Genomic DNA, 16,423 nt, shown 5'->3' on the forward strand with positions numbered 1-16,423 from the left:
CAATGGCAAGGAGCTATTTTATTAGCTGTTTAACGCGGGACGTTCGCTAATGGCGATACGTTGCGGAGCAAGGGTTTCCGGCACATTGCGGGTTAAATCGATATGCAGCAACCCGTTAACGAAAGTGGCGCCGGAGACTTCCATATTTTCAGCCAGGGTGAAGCTCAGGCTGAACGCCTGGCTGACCAGCCCCTGATGTAACCATTTGGTCTCTTTTTCAGGCTGTACGGGGGTGCCTTTTACCGTTAACCGTGTGCCTTCCAGTTGAATGTCCAGATCTTCCTGACGAAAACCGGCCAGCGCAAGGGTAATGCGGTAGTGGTTATCGTCGCTTTTTTCGATGTTATAGGGCGGGAAGCTCTGGCTTTCACCGGCATTTTGCAACGCGCTGGCCAGTTTGTCGAAACCGATCCATTGACGCAGCAGAGGGGATAAATCGTAGTTACGCATCGTTGTTTCTCCTTCTAAGAAGCGAGTTAAGCTTGCGAATCCGCAGATTCGCCTGTGCTCCCTGACGGCAAGCACTGTTTAACAGGCCGCGCAGCGCGGCCCGCGGAATTAGTTGATCTCGATACGGCGCGGTTTGTTCGCTTCCGGAATCACGCGCTCAAGCTCGATATACAGCAGTCCGTTTACCAGATTCGCGCCACGAACATGAATATTCTCGGCTAACTGGAACTTGCGCTCAAAGTTGCGTTCCGCAATGCCCTGGTAAAGGTAGGTACATTCTTTTTGCTCATCCGCATGGGCGCCTTTCACCACCAGCAGGTTATCCTGCGCGGTAATTTCCAGTTCGCTTTCTGCGAAACCGGCAACGGCAATCGCAATGCGGTAGTGGTTTTCGTCTACCAGCTCAACGTTATACGGAGGGTAGCCGCCATTGCTCTGGCTCTGGTTGTTCTCTAGCAGGTTAAACAGGCGGTCAAAACCAATTGCAGAACGGTACAGCGGGGATAAATCAAAGTTACGCATAATCAATAGCTCCTGAAATCAGCGAGAATATATGACCTTCCATCATGGACAGGTCTGGTAGTCAGAACACCCATCAGGCGTGTCCTTCATTCGTCTACAACATCAAAATGGGTCTGATTGCGAACTTTTCAAGCGCGTCCGGCGGACTTTTTTTTGCAGTTTGGTGTCTATTGCATAGACTGGGTGGGTAAGGCACGTAATGGTAAAGTGCGATAACCGCCACAGAGCGACATGATGAGGATGTTTTTCTGGCAAGGGACAGCTATAACTCATCATGCAAACACCCATAATCAATAGATGAATAAATCATGATAAGAAATGTGTTGTTAACGCTGATGATGTGCAGTGGGATGGTTATACTGAGCGGTTGCTCCAGCGTAATGTCACATACTGGCGGTAAAGAGGGAACTTACCCAGGCACGCGCGCCAGCGCCGCGATGATTGGCGACGATGAAACCAACTGGGGCACCAAATCGCTGGCGGTTCTGGATATGCCTTTTACCGCGGTAATGGACACGATTCTTTTGCCGTGGGATTTGTTCCGCAAAGACAGCTCGGTCAGGTCGCGCGTTGAAAAAAGCGAGGAGAGCACTCAGGCCACCAATGCCGTGATCCCGCCAGCCAGAATGCCCGTACAATAATTACAGACTGGTTTCTGTCACCCAAAGCTGCCGGAAACCGTCAACGTCTTCCATCCATGCCACCCACTTGCCATCCGGCGAGAACACGACGGCATCCGCAGACGGCGGATTCCCGTGTTGCTGGGTCAGAAACGTCGTCACCCCGTTTTGCGCATCGCAGCAGGCGATGCGGTTATCCAGCACAAATCCCAGCCATTTTCCCGACGGATGCCAGTTAAACGCAGACTGTATGCCCGTAGCATGGCGCGTCAACTGCCGCGGTTCGCCACCCTGCGCCGGAATAAGCCAGAGCTGCACAATCCCTTTATCATCGCGCATCAAAAAGGCAATTTCGCTTCCCTGTGGATTGCTACGTACCCAGTGGCGCGGCACGTTGACCAGCCCCGGGAAACGACGCGAGTGGGTGAACGTCAGGCGACGCTGATTCACGCCGCGCGGCGGCGCGGGCAAGGTTGACGCCGTTCCTTCCAACGGCGCGTCGCCGGGGGTTTTCCAGCACGCCTCATCCTGAGGGAGATCGACCAGAAACAGTTCCGGCACCTTTTCGCCCGTCACGGAAAGCGTGTCGCCAATAAACGCCAGCGCAGCGTTGCCCACCCAGCCTTCTTCGTAGGCGCGGTTGATTTCATCGCTACCCGGCTGTGGCGAAGGCGTGGTCTGACTGACCAGCACACACCAGTGGCTGCCGCTGTACTCACGGGGATGCTCTGCGGAAACAGTAACCGGACCATACGGCGTCGCGACGCCAACGTTGCGTAAATCCAGCGCCAGGTCGCGCTCATGAAGCACATGATCGTTATAGGTAAAGCTGACAAATTTCCCGTTCGGGCTAAACACATGGACATGACTGCCGCCACGCAACGCGCCAGGCGTCCAGGGCGCGGTGATGTCCATCGCATCAAGAGTCGACACGCTTCCCGCTTCAGCGATGACTCCGCGACGGTGATGAAAATCGTACTGCCAGTGCGCATCCGGATGCTCCGGTCCGTGAATGAACACATATTTTTCAACCTGCGGATGAACGGTCACGACGCCAACGTGCGCCCCCCGATCGGCACGGTAAATCACCTCCCGCTCAGCGGTATGTATATTGACCCGCTCAATGGTATCTCCCGTAAACGACGCGCCGGACGGGCGAACATCAAAAACCAGCCAGCTGCTGTCCGGCGTCCAGGTATTGATATTGGTCAGCTGATGATGACGCGGCGTAAAGGTGACTTGCTTCATGAGTTAGCCCGTTGCAAAACGATTTTGCTCATCATACTTCACAAGGACTTCACTTTCAGGCTTTAGCGTAGCGTCATCTTTATTTTTGCGGACAGAAAGATGGAACATTTCGACGTTGCGATTATTGGCCTTGGCCCGGCGGGCGCAGCCCTGGCGCGTAAGTTAAGCGGTAAGATGCGGGTCATCGCGCTGGATAAAAAGCGTCAGTGCGGAAACGAAGGCTTTACTAAACCTTGCGGCGGCCTGCTGGCGCCAGATGCACAACGTTCATTTATTCGCGACGGAATGACGCTCCCTGTGGACGTGATCGCTAATCCGCAAATATTCAGCGTTAAGACGGTAGACGTTGACGCAGTCCTCACACGTAACTACCCGCGCAGTTACATCAACATTAATCGCCATACCTTTGATTTATGGATGAAGTCGCTGATCCCTGACGATGTGCAGGTTTACCACGACAGCCTGTGCCGTAAAGTCTGGCGGGAAGAGGGCAAATGGCACGTTATTTTTCGCGCCGACGGCTGGGAGCAGCAGATTAGCGCCCGCTATCTGGTCGGTGCCGATGGCGCAAACTCACTGGTACGCCGTGCTCTTTATCCACAACATCGGATTCGCAAATACGTCGCTATCCAGCAGTGGTTTGCGGAAAGCCATCCGGTGCCGTTTTATTCCTGCATTTTCGATAACGCCGCCACGGACTGTTATTCCTGGAGCATCAGTAAGGATGGCTATTTTATCTTTGGCGGGGCGTATCCGATGAAGGACGGACAAGCCCGTTTTGAAGCATTAAAAGCCAGGATGGAAGTATTTCAGTTCCGCTTCGGCAAACCGGTAAAAAGCGAGAAATGCACGGTTCTGTTCCCGTCGCGCTGGGCGGACTTCGTCTGCGGTAAAGAGAATGCCTTTCTGATTGGCGAAGCGGCAGGATTTATCAGCGCCAGCTCGCTGGAAGGCATCAGCTATGCGCTGGACAGCGCGGAGATCCTTCACGGTATTTTCGGGCAGGAAACAGCGGACAAAAATAGCGCTTACCGAAAAGCGACCCGCAAATTACGCATTAAGCTGTATGGCAAAATCCTGAAGAGTCGGGTATTAACCTCGGCGATGACCCGTAGGTGGATCATGCAAAGCGGCGTGGCGCATATTCCCGTAACGCAGGATGACCAGCCCACCGTTAACGCTGGCAGGCTGGTAAACACGCCTTAACCGACGCGTTTTACATCCCCCACCAGCAGGATATAAGAAAGGGCGCCCACCAGGGCAACGGCTGAAATATAGACCAGCGCCGGGCCAAAGCCGTAATCCTGCGCCAGGTAACCAATAACCAGCGGTACGGTGATCCCGCCGAGCCCACCGACAAAGTTAAAAACGCCGCCGGTCAGGCCGATCAGTCGCATCGGGGCAAGCGATGAAACCAGCGACCAGGTGATAGAGGCAAACCCATTGCCAAAGAAGGCCAGCGCCATCAGAGTCATAATCCAGACCGGATCGTTGGTGTAGTTAGCCCCCATAATACAGGTTGAGATTAACAGGCCGCAGATAATCGGCGTTTTACGCGCCACGCCGAGGGAGAAGCCTTTTTTCACCAGTTTGTCTGCCAGCCAGCCGGAAAGCAGGACACCGAAGAACGCGGCGAGGAAAGGCACCGTCGTCATAAAACCGGCTTTCAGGGCAGTGATGCCTTTTTCCTGCGTCAGGTAGTTCGGAAACCAGGTCAAAAAGAACCACAGCGTCGAGGTTACCGCAAACTGCCCCAGATAGACGCCCACCAGCTTGCGGTGAAACACCAATTTCCAGTCGGCTTTGCTCAGCGGCTGGCGCGCCTCTTTCTTCACCGGCGCGTCGCCGTCCACCAGGCCGCCGCCGTCACGAATATAGTCCAGTTCCGCTTTGCTGATACTTTTGGTCAGGCGCGGCGGCTGGTAGACCTTAAACCAGATCAGCGACCAGATAATGCCAATCCCGCCAGTGACGATAAACACCCAGTGCCAGCTCAGCAGCTCCTGGATCCAGATAAGGAGTGGGGTGAGGAATGCCAGGCCGACAAACTGCCCTGAGGTGTAAAAACCCACAGCGGAAGCACGTTCATGCTCCGGGAACCAACTGGTCACCATCCGGTTGTTGGTAGGGAAAGCGGGCGCTTCGAAAATCCCGGTAATCGCACGCAGGCCAATCAGCGACAGCAATCCGGTCGCGAATCCCTGGAACAGGGTCGCCACCGACCAGCCGAGAATGGCAATAAAGTAAGTCAGGCGCGACCCCACGCGGTCAAGGAACCAGCCGCCGGGGATTTGGCACAGCGTATACAGCCAGGCAAACGCCGAGAAAACATAGCCCATTTCCGCTTTGCTGATGCCAAACTCCTCCTGGATATGCGCTGAAGCCACGGCAAGGTTGGCACGGTCAACATAGCAAATCACCACGGTAATAAAGATCATAATCAGCGTCACATAACGACGACGCCCGGTTTTTGCAGCAGTAACTGGAATATCCATCGCAATCTGTCTCCAGATTTTGGGCATAGCGAAGCCGCTCACCATGCCCTGTAATTTACAGAGGGTGTGTTTAATTTTTTTAATTAAAAACGTAACCGGAATGCGCGAAGTATGGCGCGTATTACCACTCCGCTACGCTGCCGTCTTCATGACGCCATAAAGGATTACGCCAGTCCGGCGCATTTTTGCTCAGCTCGATGACCTTCGCTTCATCAATTTCTACGCCCAGACCCGGTTTCATTAATGGCCTGAAGAAACCGCCTTCCATGTTGAAGTCTTCTTTATTCTTCACAAAGTCGAGCAGCTCCGCGCCCTGGTTGTAGTGAATACCCATGCTTTGCTCCTGGAACACCGCGTTGCGGGAGACAAAATCCACATGCAGACAGGCCGCCAGTGCGATGGGTCCAAGCGGGCAGTGCGGCGCCAGGGCCACATCGTACGCTTCCGCCATCCCGGCAATCTTGTAGCATTCAGTGATGCCGCCCGCGTGGGAGAGATCGGGCTGTAATATCGCAATGCCGCCGGCTTCCAGCACGCGTTTGAACTCAAAGCGCGAGAACATACGTTCACCTGCCGCGATCGGAATGTGCGTCTGTTCTGCCAGTTTCGGATAGTATTCCGCCTGCTCGGCCAGTACCGGCTCCTCAATAAACAGCGGGCGATACGGCTCCAGCTCTTTAATTAGCACTTTTGCCATCGGCGCGCTGACGCGACCGTGGAAGTCCAGGCCAAACTCAATTTCGCTGCCAAAGGCTTCACGGATTTGCGCCACGGTATTGACGGCGCGGTCTATCGCCCGAGAATTGTCGATAACGCCCAGCTCTTCGCAGCCATTGAGTTTGAAGGTGTCAAAACCAATCCCACGCAGCTTATTGATGCCATCAATCACCTCTGCAGGACGGTCGCCGCCGACCCAGCTGTAGGCTTTGATTTTATCCCGCACCAGACCGCCCATCAGTTGCCATACCGGCGCGTTCAGCACTTTCCCTTTGATATCCCATAACGCCTGGTCAATACCGGCGATGGCGCTCATCATGATCGGGCCGCCGCGGTAAAACCCGGCCCGGTACATGACCTGCCACAAATCGTTGATACGCGCTGGATCCTGACCAATCAGGTAATCGCCAAATTCATGGACTGCCGCTTCCACCGTGCGCGCGCGTCCTTCAATGACCGGTTCGCCCCAGCCAACTACGCCTTCATCGGTTTCGATTTTCAGGAACATCCACCGCGGAGGTAAACGGTACGTGGTGATTTTCGTTATCTTCATTTCACTGCCTCTCGATACGCTTTAACAAATGCTGCCGCCTGCTGCGCGGTACGTTCCACTGACTGACCCGCACGATAGAGATCGCTGCCCAGCCCCGCCCCCACACAGCCTGCGTTTATCCACTGCGTCAGGTTTTCCGGCGTTACGCCGCCCACGGCAAAGACCGGCACGCTGGGAGGTAAGACCGCTTTCAGCGCTTTGATGTAATCCGGGCCAAAGGCCGACGACGGGAAAATTTTGAGAGACTGCGCGCCCGAATCGAGAGCGGTAAAGGCTTCTGTGGCCGTAGCGCATCCCGGGCAGACGGTCATGCCGTAGCCCATCGCGCGGCGAATCACGTCTGGGTTGATATTTGGCGTAACAATCAGCCTGCATCCCCACTGTGCGAGCTGGTCTACCTGTTCGGGTTTAAGTACTGTTCCGGCCCCGATCAGCGCCCTGTTACCAAACGCATCGACGACTGTCGGAATGCTTTTTTCCCATTGCGGAGAGTTAAGTGGAATTTCAACCGCATCGAAACCGGCGTCGATGACCGCGCCGACGTGTGCCAGCGCTTCGTCGGGCGTAATGCCGCGTAGAATCGCGATTAGCGGAAGATCAGTTTGCCACTGCATGTGCGATGCTCCTTATACCTGCCTGAAATGCCGTATCGCCGGCTACCGTCGCCACCTCGCGCCCGACAGCGTGAAATGCCTGCTGATAGCGCGCGGTCAGCGATGAGCCAGCAACAAGGGTGATGGCCTGCTCGCCTGGGATAAAATCGCCCATACTGGCGACTTCCGCGCCAATCAGCAGGCCGGATAAAAATTCGCTGACCTGCTCTCGCGGCAGGCTTCCCAGCACGTGGGAAGCGCGAACTTCAAAGAGTTTTGGCAGAACGTCAGGCGAGTTGAGACCGCGCTCCAGACCGGCGCTGAACGCCTCCGGAGACGGAACCTGATCAGGCAAACCTGCGCCCACCAGCGAATGACGCAGCAGCAGGTGATGCAGTTCTCCTGTCATCACAGTGCGAAAATCGTGGATTTGCTCAGCATCGGTCTGCACCCATTTGCAGTGGGTTCCGGGCATGACATAGACAGCGGAAGGGGAGAGCGTACGGGCGCCCAGCAGTTGGGTTTCTTCGCCACGCATCACGTTATGATTATCCTCGCGCGAAACGCTAAGCCCGGGAATAATCCAGATATTGTCGCCAACAGACGTTACATGCTCGCCAATGGCCGAGAAACAGGCGGGTACCGGTAAATAAGGGGCGATTTTCCAGCCCACGTTACTGCCGATCATTCCCGCCATCACCACCGGCGTAGCGCCGTCGCGCCAGGCATCGGTCACTTCCGCTAACACCGCCTCCGGGGATTTACCGTTCAGACGCGTTACGCCCGCTTCGGATTGCCTGCTCTCCAGGCACTGCTCGCCCTGATATAGCCAGGCGCGCAGATTGGTCGATCCCCAGTCAATTGCGATGTAGCGTGCTGTCATGTGATTTCCTTGAGCCTTCGTGTCGAGCTGGCGATCATGGTTAAGGCCGCCTGCTCTGCCGCATCGCTATCCTGATGCCGTATTGCATCGAATAGCGCCTTATGTTCCTGGAGCGTTTTTGGCATGTTGGCCTCATCGCCCATCCAGGTCCGTTCAAAAACTGCCCGCTGTAGCGAGCTAATCGCCACGCTAAGCTGCTGTAAAACCGGGTTATGTACCGACTGCAACACCGCCTCGTGGTAGCGAATATCCGCTTCATTGAAGGCATCCCGATCCTGGTTGTTGGCGATCATGTCATTGAGCGCCGACTCGATTTCCGCCAGATCGCTTGAGGTCGCGCGTTCCGCTGCCCAGCGTGCTATAGCCGGTTCGACCAGGTTACGCACTTCACTCATTGCGCTAATCAGGCGCGGGTCGTAGTCGTTTTCCAGTACCCATTGCAGGACGTCAGTATCAAGGTAATTCCACTGATTACGTGGCGTAACAAACGCCCCGCGATAACGCTTCATTTCAATAAGGCGTTTCGCCATCAGCGAACGGAACACTTCGCGGATGATGTTGCGTGAGGTTTCAAATTCCTCACACAGCTCCGCTTCTGCCGGAAGCGCTGAACCAGGTACGTACTTACCGCTAACAATCTGTTTGCCCAGCGTGATAACGATGCGATCGGTTTTATTGAGAGTCATGAAAAGTCCTTCTGCTCTGAATGTACCGCTCTACTTTACCGTTACCGCTGAAATTCGCCTCAATTTTGTAGTACTAACGTGACGCCATTCGTCATTGCCATGCGCGCACTGTAGTACAACACCATTATGTTGTACTACAATTTAGATCACAAAAACGACAATCGGTAATAAAAATGTTATGAGAGAGAAACGAAAGACATAAAAAAACCCGCAATAAATGCGGGTGGGGTTGTTTGCCGAATAACGGCTCGCGTGTTAACGCTTAGGCATTAATTCAGCACAAACTTTTCAATTGCGTATGCCACGCCGTCTTCCAGATTGGATTTGGTGACAAAGTTGGCGATCTCTTTCACCGACGGTATAGCGTTGTCCATCGCCACGCCCATACCAGCGTATTCAATCATGGCGATATCATTTTCCTGATCGCCAATCGCCATAATCTCTTCCGGCTTGATCTCCAGCGCATCGGCCAGCGACTTCACGCCGGTGCCTTTATTGACGCGTTTATCCAGGATTTCGAGGAAGTACGGCGCACTTTTCAGTACCGTGTACTTCTCTTTCACCTCTGCCGGAATGCGGGAAATGGCTTTATCGAGGATCGCGGGCTCGTCAATCATCATCACTTTCAGGAACTGGGTTGCCGGGTCCATTTTTTCCGCTTCACAGAACACCAGCGGAATGGTCGCAACGTAGGACTCATGCACGGTGTAATAACTTATGTCACGGTTGGCGGTATATAACGTGTTGCGATCCAGGGCGTGAAAGTGTGAACCCACTTCGCGGGAGAGGTTTTCCAGGTAACGGTAATCGTCGTAGCTTAGCGCTGTTTGCGCAACAGTACTGCCATCGCCAGCTTTCTGCACCAGCGCGCCGTTATACGTGATGCAGTAGTCGCCAGGCTGTTCCATATGGAGTTCTTTCAGGTAGCTGTGTACACCAGCATAGGGACGACCGGTGGTTAACACTACGTTGACCCCCTTTTCCCGGGCAGCGGCAATCGCGTTTTTTACCGCAGGCGAAATGGTGTGATCGGGCAGCAGAAGGGTGCCATCCATATCGATAGCAATGAGTTTGATAGCCATGAATTCCCCGCATTAAATGAGTCCTGACTCATGCTAACGCGATTCCGCTCAAAAAACAGCTATCAAAAGGAGGATTGAAAGGGGAAACGGATTTCCCCTTTTGTGGTCCGATTAAATATCGATGTTCGCCGCTTTCAGGGCGTTTTCTTCGATAAAGGCGCGACGCGGTTCGACGGCATCGCCCATCAGCGTGGTAAACAGCTGATCGGCGGCAATCGCATCTTTCACGGTAACGCGCAGCATACGACGGCTTTCCGGGTCCATGGTGGTTTCCCACAGCTGTTCCGGGTTCATCTCGCCCAGACCTTTATAACGCTGAATAGCGAGGCCACGACGAGACTCTTTCACCAACCAGTCCAGCGCCTGCTCGAAGCTGGCAACCGGCTGACGACGTTCGCCACGTTCGATAAATGCGTCGTCTTCGATCAGGCCACGCAGTTTCTCGCCCAGCGTGCAGATGCGACGGTATTCCGCACCGGTCACAAACTCATGATCCAGCGGATAGTCGGTATCCACGCCGTGAGTACGTACCCGGACGATCGGCTCGTAGAGGTTCTGTTCCGCATTGTGCTGAATGTCGAACTTCCACATGCTGCCGTGCTGCTCTTTCTCGTTCAGCTCGGTGATCAGCGCGTTCACCCAACGAGTCACTTTCTGCTCGTCAGAAAGATCGGCTTCCACCAGCGTCGGCTGATAAACCAGCTCTTTCAGCAGTGCTTTCGGGAAACGACGCTCCATACGACCAATCATTTTTTGCGTCGCATTGTACTCAGACACCAGTTTTTCTAACGCTTCACCGGACAGCGCCGGCGCGCTGGCGTTGGCATGCAGCGTCGCACCGTCCAGCGCGATGGAGATCTGGTACTGATCCATCGCCTCATCGTCTTTAATGTACTGTTCCTGCTTGCCTTTCTTCACTTTGTACAGCGGCGGCTGAGCAATGTAGACGTGCCCGCGCTCGACGATTTCCGGCATCTGACGGTAGAAGAAGGTCAACAGCAGCGTACGGATGTGCGAGCCGTCGACGTCCGCATCGGTCATGATGATGATGCTGTGATAGCGCAGTTTGTCCGGGTTGTACTCGTCGCGACCAATACCGCAGCCCAGCGCGGTGATAAGCGTGGCCACTTCCTGCGAAGAGAGCATCTTGTCGAAACGCGCTTTCTCGACGTTAAGAATTTTCCCCTTCAGCGGCAGAATCGCCTGGTTCTTGCGGTTACGCCCCTGCTTCGCAGAGCCGCCCGCGGAGTCCCCTTCCACGAGGTACAGTTCGGACAGCGCCGGGTCGCGTTCCTGACAGTCCGCCAGCTTACCCGGCAGACCGGCTAAGTCCAGCGCGCCTTTACGGCGAGTCATTTCACGGGCGCGGCGCGCCGCTTCACGGGCGCGCGCCGCGTCGATAATCTTACCGACAACGATTTTCGCGTCAGACGGATTTTCCAGCAGGTATTCGCTCAGCAGTTCGTTCATCTGCTGTTCCACCGCCGATTTCACCTCAGACGACACCAGCTTGTCTTTGGTCTGGGAGGAGAACTTCGGATCCGGCACCTTCACGGACACCACGGCAATCAGGCCTTCACGGGCGTCGTCGCCGGTGGCGCTGACTTTGGCTTTTTTGCTGTAACCTTCTTTGTCCATGTAGGCGTTCAGGGTACGGGTCATCGCCGCCCGGAAGCCCGCAAGGTGTGTACCGCCGTCACGCTGCGGAATATTGTTGGTAAAGCAGTAGATGTTTTCCTGGAAACCGTCGTTCCACTGCAATGCCACTTCCACGCCGATACCGTCTTTTTCTGTAGAAAAATAGAAGATATTCGGGTGAATCGGCGTTTTGTTTTTGTTCAGATACTCAACGAACGCCTTGATGCCGCCTTCATAGTGGAAGTGGTCTTCTTTACCGTCTCGCTTGTCTTTCAAGCGAATAGAGACGCCAGAGTTGAGGAAGGACAGCTCACGCAGACGTTTCGCCAGGATCTCGTATTCGAACTCAGTGACGTTGGTGAAGGTTTCCAGGCTTGGCCAGAAACGGACCATCGTACCGGTTTTGTCGGTATCGCCGGTCACCGCCAGCGGAGCCTGCGGTACGCCGTGCTCATAAATCTGACGGTGGATTTTGTTATCGCGCTGGATAACCAGTTCCAGTTTCTGGGACAGGGCGTTTACCACGGAAACACCAACGCCGTGCAGACCGCCGGACACTTTATAGGAGTTATCATCGAATTTACCGCCTGCGTGCAGGACGGTCATGATCACTTCCGCCGCCGAGACGCCCTCTTCCGGATGGATACCGGTCGGGATGCCACGCCCGTCATCCTGTACGGAAACGGAGTTGTCAGCATGGATCGTGACGATAATGTCTTTACAGTGACCCGCGAGCGCTTCGTCGATAGCGTTATCTACCACCTCAAATACCATGTGGTGCAGACCGGTGCCGTCATCCGTGTCGCCGATATACATACCCGGGCGCTTACGCACCGCATCGAGTCCTTTCAGGACTTTGATACTGGAGGAGTCATAAGAATTCGACATCAACGTTTCTCGCTCATTTAATCTTGGGTTAATCCGTTATTTTACCCTTTTCCACGGTAAACATCTTCGAATTTTCATCCGACATGTCCAGAACGTGTTCAGCGCTGATTGCGCTGACGAAGACCTGCGATTGCGTCGCTTTTAAGCGGCTGGCCAGCAGCCCGCGACGCGCATCATCAAGTTCAGAGGCAAAATCATCTATCAGGTACAAACACCGCCGCCCGCTCTCGCGGGTGAGGTATTCGCCTTGCGCCAGACGTAAGGCGCACATTAGCAGCTTAAGCTGCCCACGCGACAAGGTATCTTCCACCGGCGCGCCATCGGCGCGAATGCGAAAATCCGCTTTGTGCGGACCGTGCGCGGTGTAAGTCAACATGCGGTCGCGTTCGAAACCGCGCTCCAGCACCTCGGCATACTCCGTCTCTTTCTCCCAGCCGCGCTGGAAAGAGAACGAGAGCGTGAATTCAGGAAGGAACTGCTGGCAGGTGTCCGCCATATCCTGTGCGATACCGGCGCTGTACGCAGCGCGCCAGGTGCTGATTTGTTCCGCCAGCGGAATGAGTTCTTTATCCCACGGACGCAGTTGTTCGTAACGACTCACCTGGCGCAGCGCGGCGTTACGCTGTTTCAGCAGCCGCTTCAGGTTGCTCCAGGCGGTAAAGAATCCGGTGTCGTTGTGAAAGCATCCCCAATCGAGGAACGCTCTTCTGTATTTGGGGCCGCCATTGAGCAAAGTAAACCCCTCGGGGGTAATCAGTTGCATTGGCATCAGGTGCGCCAGCTCCGCGACCTTGTGACCGTCGGTGCCATCGATGCGCACTTTGCTGTCGCCCTGTTTGTCTTTGGTCAGGCCGATGGCGGTTTCCCGCTCTGCGCCCTGCAAACGTCCATGCAGAACAAACGCGTCCTGTTCATGGCGAATCACGCGGCCTGGCTGCAAACTGCGAAACGCCCGGCCATGGCCGAGCGTATAGATGGCTTCGAGCACGCTGGTTTTGCCGCTGCCGTTGGCGCCAACCAGGAAGTTAAAGCCGGGGGATAAAGCGAGATCCGCGCTTTCGATATTGCGGAAGTCTTTGATTAAAAGGCGCGTCAGTGACATATCAGGGTTTCTTCGGGCCAGGGCGTAATCGGCGCAGCCAGTTTCAACGCGGACTGCGCACAAACCCTGAAGCGTACACGAAGTACGTGACAGGGGCGAGCACAGCCCAGGTTGATAATGGCAAGCAAGATAGCCCGATATTTTTCACTAAAGTCTCATAGGCATGACGACGTATGCCGCGCTTTGTGATGCGGCATCTTCAATCTGTACGCTGGAGACGGAGTCGGTCAGCATAATGCGCACGGTTTCACACTTCAGCGCATTCAGCACATCCAACACGTAGCTGACGTTAAAGCCGATCTCCATTTCCGTTCCCGGATAAGTCACATCCAGAATTTCTTCTGCTTCTTCCTGTTCCGGGTTATTGGCGGTAATTTTGAGCTGGTTTTCACTCACGTACAGGCGCACGCCGCGGAACTTTTCGTTCGAGAGGATCGCCGCACGGGCAAACGCCTGCTTAAGAATATCGCAGCCGGCTTCCAGATGTTTATCCGGATTTTTCGGCAACACGCGACGGTAGTCAGGGAAGCGGCCATCCACCAGCTTGGACGTAAAGATAAAGTCGCCCACATGAGCGCGGATGTTGTTGCTACCGATCTGCACATGCAGCGGGTTTTCGCCGCCGTCGAGCATACGCATCAGTTCAATCACGCCTTTACGCGGCACGATCACTGAATGACTCGGCAGCGACTGGCCGATCGGCATGGAGCAGACCGCCAGACGGTGACCATCGGTCGCCACCGTACGCAGCTCTTCACCTTCAGTTTCGAACAGCATACCGTTTAAATAGTAACGCACATCCTGATGCGCCATGGAGAATTGCGTGGCCTCAATCAGACGTTTCATCGTCGCCTGCGGCAACGTGAATTCGACCTCGCTCTGCCAGTCGTCCAGATTCGGGAAGTCGGCGGCAGGCAGGGTGGAAAGCGAAAATCGGCTGCGACCAGAGCGCACCAGCATGCGATCGCCTTCCAGTTGAACGGCGATTTCAGCGCCTTCCGGCAGGCCACGGCAAATATCAAAGAATTTGCGTGCCGGGACAGTGGTCGCGCCAGGCTCATGCGGTTGAATCAACGCAACGCGCGCCACCATTTCCATTTCAAGATCGGTACCGGTCAGCGAAAGCGTACCGTCAGCCACCTGCAGCAACAGGTTACCGAGAATCGGCAGCGTAGGACGACCGCCCAGCGGGCCGCTGACCTGCTGAAGCGGTTTTAATAAATGTTCACGTTCAACGGTAAATTTCATAGCGTCACGAAGATAATGTTCTGATTAAATTGGAGAAATCTTCTTTAATATCATGGCTTTCTTCACGCAACTGCTCAATCTTGCGGCAGGCGTGGAGTACGGTGGTGTGGTCACGCCCGCCAAACGCGTCGCCAATCTCCGGCAGACTGTGGTTGGTAAGCTCTTTGGCCAGCGCCATCGCCATCTGACGCGGACGCGCTACCGAGCGAGAACGACGCTTGGACAGCAGATCCGCAATCTTGATTTTGTAATATTCCGCCACTGTCTTCTGAATATTGTCGATAGTGACCAGTTTTTCCTGCAACGCCAGCAGATCGCGCAGCGCTTCGCGAACGAAGTCGATGGTGATCGCCCGACCGGTAAAGTTGGCGTTAGCAATCACGCGGTTCAGCGCCCCTTCCAGCTCACGCACGTTAGAGCGCAGTCGCTTGGCAATAAAGAACGCCACTTCGCCAGGCAGACGAATGTCGTTTTCATCTGCCTTTTTCATCAGGATCGCCACGCGGGTTTCCAGTTCAGGTGGTTCGATCGCCACCGTCAACCCCCAACCAAAACGGGATTTCAAACGATCCTCGACGCCGTTGATCTCTTTAGGATAACGATCCGACGTCAAAATGATCTGCTGATTACCTTCGAGCAAGGCGTTAAAGGTGTGGAAAAATTCTTCCTGGGATCGTTCTTTATTGGCAAAGAACTGAATGTCATCGATCAGCAGCGCGTCAACGGAACGGTAGTAGCGTTTGAACTCTTCGATCGCGTTGTTTTGCAGGGCCTTCACCATGTCCTGCACAAAGCGTTCGGAGTGCATATACACGACTTTCGCGTTGGGCTTGCGCGCCATAATACCGTTTCCTACCGCGTGCAACAGGTGGGTTTTCCCCAGACCGGTGCCGCCATACAGAAATAACGGGTTATAGGCGCCGCCAGGGTTGTCCGCCACCTGACGCGCCGCCGCGCGCGCCAGCTGGTTAGATTTACCTTCGACGAAGTTATCAAACGTGTGTTTCACGTTAACGTTAGAACGGTAGGTAGGCTCAGCGGGGGCCGGTACGTTGTCCCAGCCGGGAGGCGCCGCCGCGGGTTCCTGACGCTGTGGTTGTACCTGAGCCACCTGAGCGGGCGCGGCAACATTGTTATTGACCGGCGTCTTCAGCGTCTGGGTGACCGGCTTCGTCCCGACCTCAAAGCGTAGCTGCGGGGCGTCAGCGCCGCAAAAATTATTCAGCAGCCCATTGATATTATTGAGATACTTGTCTCTTACCCAATCGAGCACAAAACGGTTTGGCGCATACAAAGCCAGCGTGTTATCGCTCAGTTCCGCCTGCAACGGGCGTATCCACATACTGAATTCTGTGGCTGGTAACTCATCCTGCAATCGGGCAAGACACTGCTGCCAAAGCGAAAGTGACACGGCGGACTCCACTCGAACAAAAGTCGATAAATGACAAAGGCTGAAACATTCATGATTGTTGACGCACATCGACAAGACCCTATGCAAAGGGTGACGTGCGAATTGCTATCTGCAATTTTACCCGATCAGGATCTCTGGAAACGATCGGGACCGCGGATCATAGCGTAAACTGAGAAAGAGATCTTCTGTTTCTCACAGATTCTTCCCGATTTATCCACAGGTCTTCACAAGACGGGGTAAGTGTAAACGATCCTGGAGAGGATCAGGGCGATTTCGCGCCCATATCG

15 protein-coding genes and 1 other annotated feature are annotated in these 16,423 nt (G+C 54.8%); of the genes, 2 read left to right on the forward strand and 13 right to left on the reverse strand.

The window, feature by feature from the left end:
• Nucleotides 1-21 precede the first annotated feature (21 nt).
• Both ibpB and ibpA read right to left on the reverse strand, forming a co-directional pair.
• Nucleotides 22-450: a small heat shock chaperone IbpB gene (gene ibpB / locus CSE01S_RS09250; RefSeq protein ID WP_042287214.1), complete on the reverse strand. Its 429-nt coding sequence runs from the start codon at nucleotides 448-450 to the stop codon at nucleotides 22-24.
• Between the two features lie 108 nt (nucleotides 451-558).
• Nucleotides 559-972: a small heat shock chaperone IbpA gene (gene ibpA / locus CSE01S_RS09255; protein ID WP_042287217.1), complete on the reverse strand. Its 414-nt coding sequence runs from the start codon at nucleotides 970-972 to the stop codon at nucleotides 559-561.
• Nucleotides 966-1,038, reverse strand: a sequence feature (ROSE (Repression Of Heat Shock gene Expression) occurs in the 5'-region of heat shock genes and acts as an RNA thermometer to modulate expression.). (Overlaps the previous gene by 7 nt.)
• A 242-nt stretch (nucleotides 1,039-1,280) precedes the next feature.
• On the opposite strand from ibpA, the gene CSE01S_RS09260 reads away from it, so the two are divergent.
• Nucleotides 1,281-1,613: a YceK/YidQ family lipoprotein gene (locus CSE01S_RS09260; protein WP_042287219.1), complete on the forward strand. Its 333-nt coding sequence runs from the start codon at nucleotides 1,281-1,283 to the stop codon at nucleotides 1,611-1,613.
• On the opposite strand, the gene CSE01S_RS09265 is transcribed toward CSE01S_RS09260, so the two are convergent.
• Nucleotides 1,614-2,840, reverse strand: a complete 1,227-nt coding sequence (locus CSE01S_RS09265; RefSeq protein WP_042287221.1) for a YidR family protein — start codon at nucleotides 2,838-2,840, stop codon at nucleotides 1,614-1,616. It abuts the gene before it with no gap.
• Between the two features lie 99 nt (nucleotides 2,841-2,939).
• Between CSE01S_RS09265 and cbrA the strand changes: the two genes are divergently transcribed.
• Nucleotides 2,940-4,046, forward strand: coding sequence for a colicin M resistance lipid reductase CbrA (cbrA, locus tag CSE01S_RS09270; RefSeq protein ID WP_042287224.1), 1,107 nt, complete (start codon nucleotides 2,940-2,942; stop codon nucleotides 4,044-4,046).
• Here the strand turns inward: cbrA and CSE01S_RS09275 are convergent.
• The 10 genes from CSE01S_RS09275 to dnaA all read right to left on the reverse strand — a co-directional run bounded on the left by CSE01S_RS09275 (nucleotide 4,043) and on the right by dnaA (nucleotide 16,136).
• Entirely contained in the window at nucleotides 4,043-5,380 is a 1,338-nt protein-coding gene (locus tag CSE01S_RS09275; protein ID WP_060569967.1) for an MFS transporter, read from the reverse strand. The two genes, cbrA and CSE01S_RS09275, sit on opposite strands and share 4 nt — an antisense overlap.
• Before the next feature lie 76 nt (nucleotides 5,381-5,456).
• On the reverse strand, nucleotides 5,457-6,605 hold the full coding sequence (dgoD, locus tag CSE01S_RS09280; protein WP_042287229.1) for a galactonate dehydratase: 1,149 nt from the start codon (nucleotides 6,603-6,605) through the stop codon (nucleotides 5,457-5,459).
• Nucleotides 6,602-7,219, reverse strand: a complete 618-nt coding sequence (locus CSE01S_RS09285; protein WP_042287232.1) for a 2-dehydro-3-deoxy-6-phosphogalactonate aldolase — start codon at nucleotides 7,217-7,219, stop codon at nucleotides 6,602-6,604. Before CSE01S_RS09285 ends, dgoD begins: the two co-directional genes overlap by 4 nt.
• On the reverse strand, nucleotides 7,203-8,081 hold the full coding sequence (locus tag CSE01S_RS09290) for a 2-dehydro-3-deoxygalactonokinase (protein ID WP_042287235.1): 879 nt from the start codon (nucleotides 8,079-8,081) through the stop codon (nucleotides 7,203-7,205). The genes CSE01S_RS09285 and CSE01S_RS09290 overlap by 17 nt, the downstream gene beginning before the upstream one ends.
• On the reverse strand, nucleotides 8,078-8,767 hold the full coding sequence (gene dgoR, locus CSE01S_RS09295) for a D-galactonate utilization transcriptional regulator DgoR (protein ID WP_042287238.1): 690 nt from the start codon (nucleotides 8,765-8,767) through the stop codon (nucleotides 8,078-8,080). Before dgoR ends, CSE01S_RS09290 begins: the two co-directional genes overlap by 4 nt.
• A gap of 269 nt (nucleotides 8,768-9,036) precedes the next feature.
• Entirely contained in the window at nucleotides 9,037-9,849 is an 813-nt protein-coding gene (gene yidA, locus CSE01S_RS09300; RefSeq protein ID WP_042287241.1) for a sugar-phosphatase, read from the reverse strand.
• A gap of 111 nt (nucleotides 9,850-9,960) precedes the next feature.
• Nucleotides 9,961-12,375, reverse strand: a complete 2,415-nt coding sequence (gene gyrB / locus CSE01S_RS09305; protein ID WP_042287244.1) for a DNA topoisomerase (ATP-hydrolyzing) subunit B — start codon at nucleotides 12,373-12,375, stop codon at nucleotides 9,961-9,963.
• A 28-nt stretch (nucleotides 12,376-12,403) separates the two neighbouring features.
• Nucleotides 12,404-13,477, reverse strand: coding sequence for a DNA replication/repair protein RecF (gene recF / locus CSE01S_RS09310; protein ID WP_042287247.1), 1,074 nt, complete (start codon nucleotides 13,475-13,477; stop codon nucleotides 12,404-12,406).
• 147 nt (nucleotides 13,478-13,624) lie between these two features.
• Nucleotides 13,625-14,725, reverse strand: a complete 1,101-nt coding sequence (dnaN, locus tag CSE01S_RS09315; RefSeq protein ID WP_042287249.1) for a DNA polymerase III subunit beta — start codon at nucleotides 14,723-14,725, stop codon at nucleotides 13,625-13,627.
• A gap of 4 nt (nucleotides 14,726-14,729) precedes the next feature.
• Nucleotides 14,730-16,136 carry a chromosomal replication initiator protein DnaA gene (gene dnaA, locus CSE01S_RS09320; protein ID WP_042287252.1) on the reverse strand — a complete coding sequence of 469 codons (1,407 nt, stop codon included), beginning with the start codon at nucleotides 16,134-16,136 and terminating at the stop codon, nucleotides 14,730-14,732.
• Nucleotides 16,137-16,423 lie beyond the last annotated feature (287 nt).

Source organism: Citrobacter sedlakii NBRC 105722, from assembly GCF_000759835.1.
GTDB classification, from domain to species: domain Bacteria; phylum Pseudomonadota; class Gammaproteobacteria; order Enterobacterales; family Enterobacteriaceae; genus Citrobacter_A; species Citrobacter_A sedlakii.

Excerpts from the sequence above, each read along its gene's own strand:
- dnaN (WP_042287249.1), bottom strand. The coding sequence starts at position 14,725 with ATGAAATTTACCGTTGAACGTGAACATTTATTAAAACCGCTTCAGCAG.
- yidA (WP_042287241.1), bottom strand. The coding sequence starts at position 9,849 with ATGGCTATCAAACTCATTGCTATCGATATGGATGGCACCCTTCTGCTG.
- CSE01S_RS09275 (WP_060569967.1), bottom strand. The coding sequence starts at position 5,380 with ATGGTGAGCGGCTTCGCTATGCCCAAAATCTGGAGACAGATTGCGATG.
- CSE01S_RS09290 (WP_042287235.1), bottom strand. The coding sequence starts at position 8,081 with ATGACAGCACGCTACATCGCAATTGACTGGGGATCGACCAATCTGCGC.
- CSE01S_RS09285 (WP_042287232.1), bottom strand. The coding sequence starts at position 7,219 with ATGCAGTGGCAAACTGATCTTCCGCTAATCGCGATTCTACGCGGCATT.
- ibpA (WP_042287217.1), bottom strand. The coding sequence starts at position 972 with ATGCGTAACTTTGATTTATCCCCGCTGTACCGTTCTGCAATTGGTTTT.
- dgoR (WP_042287238.1), bottom strand. The coding sequence starts at position 8,767 with ATGACTCTCAATAAAACCGATCGCATCGTTATCACGCTGGGCAAACAG.
- cbrA (WP_042287224.1), top strand. The coding sequence starts at position 2,940 with ATGGAACATTTCGACGTTGCGATTATTGGCCTTGGCCCGGCGGGCGCA.
- CSE01S_RS09260 (WP_042287219.1), top strand. The coding sequence starts at position 1,281 with ATGATAAGAAATGTGTTGTTAACGCTGATGATGTGCAGTGGGATGGTT.
- gyrB (WP_042287244.1), bottom strand. The coding sequence starts at position 12,375 with ATGTCGAATTCTTATGACTCCTCCAGTATCAAAGTCCTGAAAGGACTC.
- ibpB (WP_042287214.1), bottom strand. The coding sequence starts at position 450 with ATGCGTAACTACGATTTATCCCCTCTGCTGCGTCAATGGATCGGTTTC.
- recF (WP_042287247.1), bottom strand. The coding sequence starts at position 13,477 with ATGTCACTGACGCGCCTTTTAATCAAAGACTTCCGCAATATCGAAAGC.
- dgoD (WP_042287229.1), bottom strand. The coding sequence starts at position 6,605 with ATGAAGATAACGAAAATCACCACGTACCGTTTACCTCCGCGGTGGATG.
- CSE01S_RS09265 (WP_042287221.1), bottom strand. The coding sequence starts at position 2,840 with ATGAAGCAAGTCACCTTTACGCCGCGTCATCATCAGCTGACCAATATC.